The sequence below is a fragment of the Antarctobacter heliothermus genome, from assembly GCF_900188425.1.
In the GTDB taxonomy this organism is placed as follows: Bacteria; Pseudomonadota; Alphaproteobacteria; order Rhodobacterales; family Rhodobacteraceae; genus Antarctobacter; species Antarctobacter heliothermus.
Window position 1 is genome coordinate 1 of sequence record NZ_FZON01000100.1, and the last position, 8,583, is coordinate 8,583.

Consider the following 8,583-nt stretch of genomic DNA (forward strand, 5'->3'; position numbering starts at 1 on the left):
AGGGCCGAGGCCTTGTAGCGGGTGAGGCCGTAATCGCTACGCGCGGCGGGCGAGAGATATTGCAGCTGCTTTTCGGTGGCGGGCTGGGTCAGCCAGGCACGTGTCTTGAAGGCGCTTTCGTCGGTCTCTTGGGTGTTCAGCCAGTCATCGGCCTGCGCAAGACAGACGCTGCGCTCTCCGATACCCAGAAGCTGCGGCTGCACCCCGCGTGCACCGCCGATGCCGTACCAGAGGCCATCCAGCCAGAAGACGCCGCCCCAGGCCGAGAACCCCGTGGCCAGCAGCGCATCCTCGGTGCCGAAGAGATCGACCCATTCGAAGCTGGAGCGTTTCAGCAGATCGATTTCCGTCATCACGAAGTCGGAGAGCGCTCCACCGAGGGCTCCCTCACGGGTTTCGGCTTCGTCCTCGACCAACACCTCGCCGCAGATCGGGCATTCGCGCGATGCCAGTGGAATATCGGCCTGGCACGCCGGACAGGTTTTCGACGGGGCCTCGCCGCTGGTGGTCTTGCCGTCGAGATCGACGTCCTGCTCCAGCGTGCCATGGGTCAGGCTGGAGGTGCCAAAATCCAGCACCACGCAGTCGGTCTTGACCACGCCCGGGTGCTCGGCAGGGTCCACGGTGCGCAGGCCACGCCCCACCATCTGGATCATCGTGGACTTGTAGGATGAAGGCCGTAGCAGCACGACGCAGGAGGTGGGTGGGTGATCAAACCCTTCCGTGAGCACGGCCACGTTGGTGATGATGCGGATCTCGCCGCGGGCAAAGGCCGCCAGGATATTGTGGCGTTCGTCACGGGGCAGATCGCCATGGATCAGGCCGGTGGGGATGCCGGCGGCGTTGAAAGCCTCGGCGACATGCGAGGCGTGGGCCACAGTCGAGCAGAACACCACGGTCGGACGGTCCGCGGCCTTTTCCTGCCAGTTGCGCACCACCTCCTCGGTGATCGGCGCGCGGTCCATGATGTCCGCCACCTCGGTCATGTCGAAATCGGCGCTGGTCTTGCGGACGGAACTCAATTCCTCCTGCACACCCACGTCGATGACGAAGGTCCGTGGCGGCACGAGGTGGCCCGAGGCGATCAGCTCGCCCAAACGCACCTGGTCGGCGACATTGTCGAAGACCTCGCGCAACCCTTTGCGGTCGCCCCGGGTCGGCGTTGCCGTCACCCCGAACACCCTCGCGTCGGGATTTGCATCGCGCACCCGGTCGATGATCCGGCGGTAGCTGTCCGCCACCGCGTGATGCGCCTCATCAATCACCAGAAGATCGAGGCGCGGCATGTCGGTCAGATTCGACGCCCGCGCCAGTGTGGGCACCATGGCGAATGTGACAGCGCCGCCCCAGGATTTCTCTGTCGCGTCGATCACTGAGGTGGCCACGCCCGGCACCACACGCTGGAACTTGGCACGGTTCTGCGCGGTCAGCTCATCGCGATGGGCCAGAACACAGGCTTTGGCACCATCGCCGATCATCTCGCCGGTGACCGCCGAGAGCATAATGGACTTTCCCGCTCCGGTCGGAGCCACGCCCAGCGTGTTGCCGCGGGAGGCGAGCGCAGCAACACTGCGCTCGACGAAGGTCTTCTGGCGGGGACGCAGACGCATGTCCGATCCCCCTTACTGCGCCCAGCTCGGCCGCCCGGGGGCACCGGGGTGGGCTGCTGGCTGGTTGGTCTGCGGAGATGCCGTGCTGGACTGCTGCGGGGCGTCGCTGGGTCCGGCATTACCGCTGAACTGCAGGGGCGCGGTGCCCATGACCTGCGCATAATCCCGATGATCGGGCGTGACGGCGCTGCGGATTTCGTTCTTGTCGTCCCCGCTGGCGTCCGTGCCGATGTCGATGCGGGCGATGAACTCAATCCCGTCGAGATCGGCAAAGCCGCTGATCCGCCGCGCGGCCTGCGCCTCCGCCGACATGTCCTTGTCGGAGATGCCGCGCGCCGAGTTCAGCATGCCGCGCACCAGGCTGCGGCCCATGTTGGTCCAATCCGGCCCCTTGGGGCTGTAGAGACCGATCAGCGTGAAGATCTTACGCCGGGCGTACGGCCCCTCGGTCACGGTGAACTCGCCATTGAGATAGACAGCCCCAGTGGAGCCGCGCGTGGCGTAGCCGCCGGTCCAGCCTTGGGATGCGTCGTCGAAGCCGCCGGGACGGATGGTCAGGCGCACCTTGGCCAGAGTGCCCTTGGGGATGAGGTTGGTGTTGCTCTGCGCGTCGTTGAAATCGTTCCAGGAACCCATGGGGAACCTCCTTCTATTTTCAGGATTGCGGTTGGGATTGGTCGGCGGCCGCCGGATCGACGGGCGGCGGGGTGTAGGTCAGGCGGTCGGATGGAGGCGTCGCTGCCGTCCGAATCTTCGCCATCAGGCGGCCGAGATGAGGCTCTTCGACTTGGGCTAGGCGGCCGGAGCGATCCTTGGCCGGAAAGCCCCAGGGATTGATCGTCTGACAAACGAAGGCGCGATACGGCTCGCCGCCGTCGGCCTTCAATTCCGCCATGGTGATCACCTCGTCGACGATCCCCGGAAGCTCGAGCCCAGTCTTGGAGCCGTCGATCTGCGGCTGGAATATCTTGCGATTGAAGTCGTCGAGCTTCTCGTCGAGGATCCCGACGAACCAGACATTCTTGGCCCGCGTGTGCTGCAGATGCGTGAGCCAGCCGATCATTTCGCGGCCGTGCAGCCCGTAGGCGCCACGCACATCCGGCTTGCCGGTCTTTTCCGACAGCGCCTCCGGCTGCCCCTTGCACCAGCCGAAGCACAGCCGCCCGGCAACGGTGATCGAGTCGACGAAGATGGTGTCGTAGCGATCGAGCGCTGCCGGATCGCCGAAGCGGTCGCAGACCGCCTTGTAGTGCGCCGGGCTGTAAGGCTGCTCGTCGCGCAGCGCCGGGTTTGGCCCGCCGATGAACACCGCGAAGTCCCGGCATTCCGTCCAGGTGCGCGGCCGGATGCTGTCGCCCGCCCAGCCCTCGATGGCGAGATCGCCCGCTTCGAGATCCATGAACAGCGTGCGCTCGGGATCGAGGGTCCAGAGCAGAGAAGTTTTGCCAATTCCGCTCTTCCCGAAGATGCAACCCTTGATGCCGCGCGGTTCGGCAAGCCGCTGGTCGGCGCTGATGATGGGGAGCGCGCCGGTCATGCCAGCACCTCCTGACGCGCCCGCTCCACATCGGGGTCGGTGCTGGTCACGGCCGCAAAGAGCGCATCGAGACGGTCCGCCTCGTCGAGGCATTCCTTGCCCTTGCGCCGCATGAACCGCCGCGCGTCGTCGAGCAGTTCGGGCTCGGCGATCAGATCCGGGATGGCGACGTATTCCTCGGCGCCTTCGACAAAGTAGGTCTTCGAGCGCAGGTCCTTGATCAGCGGCACGAACGCGTCGCAGACATCCGAAAAGTCCGCCTGCTCCAGACCGTCGGTCCGGTTGCGCAGGATCCGCTTCACCTCCGTGATGATGCCGGTGCGCAGCATCCGCAGCGCCCCCTCCTGCCGCGCCTGCGTGCAGGTCAGCGGAAAGGCAGTTCCCATCATCTCATCGGCGATTTTCGGGGCGTTGTTTCCAAGCCGGGAGGCAATCTCCCAGACCCGCTCGGCGAATGCCGCCGTCTGGCTATCGAGCATCGAACCACTCCTTGATTGTCGTGAAAGCTGCAGACCCCTGCGCGATGGCCCGCGCGTCGAGGTCGTGAAACGGGGTGTCGCCGGCCTCGCGCATGCCTTTGCGGGCAAGGGCGAGGTTCTCGTCGGAAGCCCATTCGGCGAAAGCGCGAAAGACACCCGTCACATGCCGCCAGGCCGCCTGCTCAGGCGTGGGCGCCACATAGAGAGGATTGCGTCGGCTGGCGCGGCGCTGCGGGCGCATCCCGCGCATGGCGGCATCTACCACCATCTTGCGCAGGGCCGCGCGTGAGGGTTCTTCCCCGTGCTCCAGCCGCTCATCCAGCGTGCGCCGCACGATGCCAGGATCGACGGCTTCCGCGTCACGGAGCTGGCGGGCCTCGTGGATCTGGTCGCGGCGCAATCCGAGATCGGCCGTGGTGGTTTCAACGTTGCCGTTAGCAACCTTGAAATTTCTCCCGCCGCCGTGGCCAGCCACCTCGCCCCGCGCCTGCGCGGCATCGTATTCGTCCGCGAGGCGACGTTTGGCGCGGGCCTCGATCTCCAGCGCGTGGGCCTGCGCGCGATGCGCCGCCGCGACGAGATCGTCATGGGCGCTCTTCGCTCGTTGCAACCGGGCGGCGCGTTTCGCCACATCGTAGGCCAGACCGGCCACCTCTCGCGCCTCGAGCACCTCGGCGGCGGTTTTCGCCCCAGAAAGCATGCTGGCGGCGCGCTCGATCAGGCTGGGAAGGTCCTGTGACGGGGTCGATGTTGCCGCGAGCGCCGTCATTGATCGCCCCCCTGCGGGACGATCTCGACCTTCAGCGTGCCCGGCCTGACGGTGCGCGCGGGCTCGAAACCCTGCCGAATGGCCTCGGGCCAGGCGACGTATTTGCGCTCCGGCACCTTGTAAGCGAGATCGACATATTCGGCCGGATCGTCCCCGGCATCGCGGATCCGCGCAACCATATCGGCCAGCCGATCCTGATCCCAATCCACCCGCTTCGGCAGATCAGCCACCACGGTGAAATCACCGTCGTCGAAGCGGACGGTGCCGGTGTCCTTGGCCAGCAACTGCCGTTCCTCGGCGGCGCGGGTGGCATAGCGGACGGCCAGTCCCGCATCGAAGCGGGTCTTGGCCGCCTTGTCGCGCTTAAGGCGCTCGTCGATCTCGCGCTGCAGGATTGCCAGCAACTCGACCGGCAGCGCAGCAACCTCGGCTGCGCTGAGGGACGGTAGATCGTCCGGCGTCGGGGTGTTCTCGGGGAATGGCATGAAATGGCCTCCGTGATTGGTGAAAAGGGATTGAAATGCGGGCATCACGCGGCAGCCCTGCCACTCGAACCGGTGGCGTCGCAGGGCTGCCCCTGTTCGGCGAGCAGCAGCTCGGACAGCGAGACGGCAGCGGCTTTGGGCTTGGGCCGGGCGACGGCGATGTAGGCGAACTGATCGGGCCCCACGCGCTCTTGGACGAGATGCACGAGACCCAGCTCCGCGGCCCAGAAAGCTCGTGATCCAAGACAGCGCAACGCGGCGCGCGCCGCATTCGACAGCTTTGAAAACATCGGGAAAACGTCGAGCACCAGAAAGCCGCGATGGTATTCCAGACGGTCGCCGGGAACGGCCTGCGCCACCCAGGCACAGAACTCGATCTCGGACAGCGGTCGGCTGGCGCGAACCGTGATAAAGGGTGTGGTTTCCATGAATATGTCTCCTCCTTTCCCCTCTACTCAGGCCGCCGCGACATCGTCCCAGCGGGGACCGAGGCCGCTTCGGCGTCTTGGTTTGAGGCGTTGTGCTGGTCGTCCGGCTGACCCGTGTCGGCGTCGGCCTCGGCGTAGACCGCCACGAGTGGCGTCCCGTCCTGATGGGAACCGGCATTTTCGATGCGGTAGGCACGCTGGTTCTTCAGGATTTCCGGCAACTCCCAGCGGCGGTAGAGGCCGGGGATGCGCTTGAGGTCTGCAGACAAGAGGTCGGCTTTGCGGATCATGCTGGTCGACTTTCGGTTTGAGTGGGGCGCGCGGTGGCGTCTGAATGGGAAAAGCCACCGCGCCGCAGGGATCGGGACATCCGGTCAGCGAAATTCTTGCAGGACGTCGCGCAGACGCCGGGTCGCCCGCTGATAGCGTTTGCGCGTCGCCGCCTCGGACAGCCCCATCTCGGATGCGACCTCAGCCTGGGAGAAACCGTCGATGGCCACACGGATCACCAGATCCGCATCCGTGCCGATGATGCGGACCAGATCGCCGTGGAGCAGTCCGGGGCTGGCAGTGGCCTGTGACACTCCCCCGTCAATCGGGATATCGTCCGTATCGGTCTCGCTGCGCAGGTACTGGTGCCGGTCCTCGCGCTGACGCGTTCTGATCAGGTCGCGCTCGATGTTCCGCAGGATGGTTGCCGCGATCCAGTTGACCCGCCGCAGGTCCAATCCCCGAATGGTTTCCGAGGCCCGTGCGAGGATTTCGGATGCAACCTCATCGCCGGTGCCGATCCTGCGCCAGATCGATCTGCGCCGAACGGCATCCAGCCCCGGCCAGAGCGCCAGCAGCATCAGCGTCAGGGCACAATCGGAGGCCGCGCCGCCGGACTGCGCGGCCGCGACCAGTGCAACCAGCAACCGATTTTTGTCGTCTGGCGCACGGCAACCGACGTGCAGCGTGTCCAGCACTGCGGCCGGATCAGCGAAATGCGCGAGCGGCTCGCTGCTGCGCCGGAGCTCATCGAAGGTGTGTTGAAAACCAAGAGTTGAAGAAGAAAACATGAGGTGATCACGGATCTCGTGCCACGCGATAGACATTGGACGCCTGCCTTGCGGCCAGGCGTCCAGCGCCTTTTTGTGGCCAGGTCAGGACGTCGTGCGTCTCTGCGATTTCAGGGAAATGGTGAGATGCGCGCCTTAGCGCGCGGGTGATGTCGCCTGGTTCAGCGTGCCGCAGCCGCGGCAGGTGGCCACGACCGGAAAGCCCACGAAATACTCGTGGCCCCGCGCGAAACGCAGGTGCATACGGCCGTCCCGGCAGACGCCAAGCAGCTTGTCACAGCGCGTGCAGCGCCATTCGGGGCTCAAAGTGGTGGGTTTCGTCTCTGCGCCGCCGGTCCAGTTCATCTGGGCTAGCTGGCGGGAAGTATCGGGAGTCGGCATTGGAATGCTCCTCTGATGAGTGAGCCTTTCCAATAATCAGCGGTTTGTTAGACCGTCTCTCACGACATGTTAGACCGTCGTTAGACGGGAGTTTCAGCATCGTCCTCGGCGTCGACGATTTCACCTGCTTGCACCGCGGTGGTGATCAGGCGCCAGAACCCACGCTTCGCACCCTTGCCGATGTAGATATCGACGATGTCCTTCCACATTTTTGTGCGGAACGCAGATTGAGGACTCTTTGCCGCGAAACCCTTCATCAGGTCTCCGACATAGACGTCCGTACTACCGCTGACGAAAGCAGCTACAAGGCGCTCGAAGATTGTCAGCTGATCGTTCCCCGCGAGGTGCAGCGGCTCCTTGCCCGGAATGTACAAAGTACCGGATTGCGTGCCTGCCCGAACGACGCGCGGCGACACACCCCCGCGAGCGAGCGAAATGTTGTTTCTATATGCGAGTTCGATGCCGCCGCGCGAGAACAGGAGATCCTCGTCCGCCGACGCGAGATGGGACAGTAGCGGCACAACGACGTTGGAGCCGAGGTGCAATGGCATTTCCTCACTTGCCGCGAGGATAATGCCGACGCCAGCTGTGTTCCGCGCGCGCAAGGCCAGGTCCAGCCTTTGGGCAGTTTTCGGGTCATTCAGGCGCCGGGCGAAATAGACGGGCACCTCGGCACCATCCACCTGCATTGCGCCGAGCAGGGTCAGGTCCGGGTCTAGGATCTGGGCTGTTCGCTTGCTCAAGAGCGGCTTTATCAGCCGCATGAGGGTCTCGTGAAGCCATTGGCCGTTAATCGCGAACATCTCGACATCCGACACCGATCGCTTGCCTGCGTCCTCGCCGAACGGGCCCACCGTGTTGACCATGCCCTCTGTCGCCGACGGCTTCACGGTGCCTTCCCCGTCGAGGTCGTCATCGTCGATCAGGACCACATCCTGACGGTCGCGACGCTCTAGCAGCCCGCCTTCGATCAGACGGCTGGGGTCGAGCCCGAGTTCCAGGAGGTAGCTGCCGCTGACCTCGTCTTCAATGCGGTCATGGAGTTGAACCAGTTGGGGAAATATCGCCTGCAGGTCACCGGACGCGATCTGTCGGAATGCGCTCAGGATCCCCCATTCCTTAAGGAGGGCGAATCCGAGGGCGCGCTCTTCGGGATCCGTCTTACTTTGCAGATTGCAGCTTTTCGTGCCGGAGATCGTAAGATTGAGCGTCCGCTCTTTTTCGTCGCCGACCCGGTTGTAGGCGACGGCGATGGCGACCCGGCTGAAAGCTTCAGCACGGCGGAATATGTTTCTGGCTCCGAGATATTGGTCGGCCACCTCTGCGATGTCGTCATCGACCGTGACCTTCAACTGCAACTTGCGGCGCCAGATGCCGAGCCGGATCTCGGCTTCCACGACACGGGCAAACCCAAATGCGTAGCCATCCAATTCGGGCGGCTGCAGACGAAGCGACGTCCGAAACCGCGAGAGGTTATAGCGCTTCCAGGTCAGCGGTTTCTGGGAGATGTCGTGGCCGAGGGCAACTTCGGCGAACGAGTCGCTGACCGTCTGGCGCACCACAGGGCTGTCCGCACAGACCTCAATCTGGCGGAGCGACGGCGTGTAAATGAGCGTCGCCTCGTTTGGAGGGCGATAATAGATGGTTCCCCTGCGTCCGTCGTGTCGATGGTCATAGACGCTCGACAGCGGCCCTCCATGCCGGACGATCAGCATGATCGACGCGGGGTGCGTTTCAGTTGCGGGCAGATCGAGCGCTTTCACCGTGCAGGAAATCTCGGGTTTCAGCTCGAGCACCCCCTTGATCTTGGCCGCCAGTGCCGTCTCGTCGATT

At 64.5% G+C, this 8,583-nt stretch carries 11 protein-coding genes; all 11 read right to left on the minus strand.

The window, feature by feature from the left end; all coding sequences use genetic code 11:
* Positions 1–1,610 (minus strand): DEAD/DEAH box helicase (locus CHB90_RS24875; protein ID WP_089280412.1); only part of this gene is annotated, 1,610 nt, incomplete at its 3' end.
* Positions 1,611–1,622: 12 nt separating this feature from the next.
* Positions 1,623–2,246: a hypothetical protein gene (locus CHB90_RS24880; protein WP_089280413.1), complete on the minus strand. Its 624-nt coding sequence runs from the start codon at positions 2,244–2,246 to the stop codon at positions 1,623–1,625.
* A gap of 19 nt (positions 2,247–2,265) precedes the next feature.
* Positions 2,266–3,147, minus strand: coding sequence for an ATP-binding protein (locus CHB90_RS24885; RefSeq protein WP_089280414.1), 882 nt, complete (start codon positions 3,145–3,147; stop codon positions 2,266–2,268).
* A complete protein-coding gene (locus CHB90_RS24890) occupies positions 3,144–3,626 on the minus strand; it encodes a hypothetical protein (RefSeq protein WP_085881020.1) in 483 nt (160 codons plus the stop codon). Before CHB90_RS24890 ends, CHB90_RS24885 begins: the two co-directional genes overlap by 4 nt.
* The gene (locus CHB90_RS24895) at positions 3,616–4,395 is read right to left on the minus strand and encodes a hypothetical protein (protein WP_085881021.1); all 780 of its coding nucleotides are present in this window, start codon (positions 4,393–4,395) and stop codon (positions 3,616–3,618) included. Before CHB90_RS24895 ends, CHB90_RS24890 begins: the two co-directional genes overlap by 11 nt.
* Entirely contained in the window at positions 4,392–4,880 is a 489-nt protein-coding gene (locus tag CHB90_RS24900; RefSeq protein WP_089280419.1) for a hypothetical protein, read from the minus strand. The genes CHB90_RS24895 and CHB90_RS24900 overlap by 4 nt, the downstream gene beginning before the upstream one ends.
* Before the next feature lie 44 nt (positions 4,881–4,924).
* Positions 4,925–5,308: a hypothetical protein gene (locus CHB90_RS24905; protein WP_089280415.1), complete on the minus strand. Its 384-nt coding sequence runs from the start codon at positions 5,306–5,308 to the stop codon at positions 4,925–4,927.
* 23 nt (positions 5,309–5,331) lie between these two features.
* The gene (locus CHB90_RS24910; RefSeq protein ID WP_212591657.1) at positions 5,332–5,598 is read right to left on the minus strand and encodes a hypothetical protein; all 267 of its coding nucleotides are present in this window, start codon (positions 5,596–5,598) and stop codon (positions 5,332–5,334) included.
* 84 nt (positions 5,599–5,682) lie between these two features.
* Positions 5,683–6,369: an RNA polymerase sigma factor gene (locus CHB90_RS24915; protein ID WP_245823378.1), complete on the minus strand. Its 687-nt coding sequence runs from the start codon at positions 6,367–6,369 to the stop codon at positions 5,683–5,685.
* 135 nt (positions 6,370–6,504) lie between these two features.
* A complete protein-coding gene (locus CHB90_RS24920; RefSeq protein ID WP_089280417.1) occupies positions 6,505–6,750 on the minus strand; it encodes a hypothetical protein in 246 nt (81 codons plus the stop codon).
* An 80-nt stretch (positions 6,751–6,830) separates the two neighbouring features.
* Positions 6,831–8,583, minus strand: a 1,753-nt coding sequence (locus tag CHB90_RS26695) for a hypothetical protein (protein ID WP_089280418.1), incomplete at its 5' end; no start/stop codon positions are given.

Excerpts from the sequence above, each read along its gene's own strand:
- CHB90_RS24895 (WP_085881021.1), bottom strand. The coding sequence starts at position 4,395 with ATGACGGCGCTCGCGGCAACATCGACCCCGTCACAGGACCTTCCCAGC.
- CHB90_RS24900 (WP_089280419.1), bottom strand. The coding sequence starts at position 4,880 with ATGCCATTCCCCGAGAACACCCCGACGCCGGACGATCTACCGTCCCTC.
- CHB90_RS24880 (WP_089280413.1), bottom strand. The coding sequence starts at position 2,246 with ATGGGTTCCTGGAACGATTTCAACGACGCGCAGAGCAACACCAACCTC.
- CHB90_RS24885 (WP_089280414.1), bottom strand. The coding sequence starts at position 3,147 with ATGACCGGCGCGCTCCCCATCATCAGCGCCGACCAGCGGCTTGCCGAA.
- CHB90_RS24915 (WP_245823378.1), bottom strand. The coding sequence starts at position 6,369 with ATGTTTTCTTCTTCAACTCTTGGTTTTCAACACACCTTCGATGAGCTC.
- CHB90_RS24920 (WP_089280417.1), bottom strand. The coding sequence starts at position 6,750 with ATGCCGACTCCCGATACTTCCCGCCAGCTAGCCCAGATGAACTGGACC.
- CHB90_RS24905 (WP_089280415.1), bottom strand. The coding sequence starts at position 5,308 with ATGGAAACCACACCCTTTATCACGGTTCGCGCCAGCCGACCGCTGTCC.
- CHB90_RS24910 (WP_212591657.1), bottom strand. The coding sequence starts at position 5,598 with ATGATCCGCAAAGCCGACCTCTTGTCTGCAGACCTCAAGCGCATCCCC.
- CHB90_RS24890 (WP_085881020.1), bottom strand. The coding sequence starts at position 3,626 with ATGCTCGATAGCCAGACGGCGGCATTCGCCGAGCGGGTCTGGGAGATT.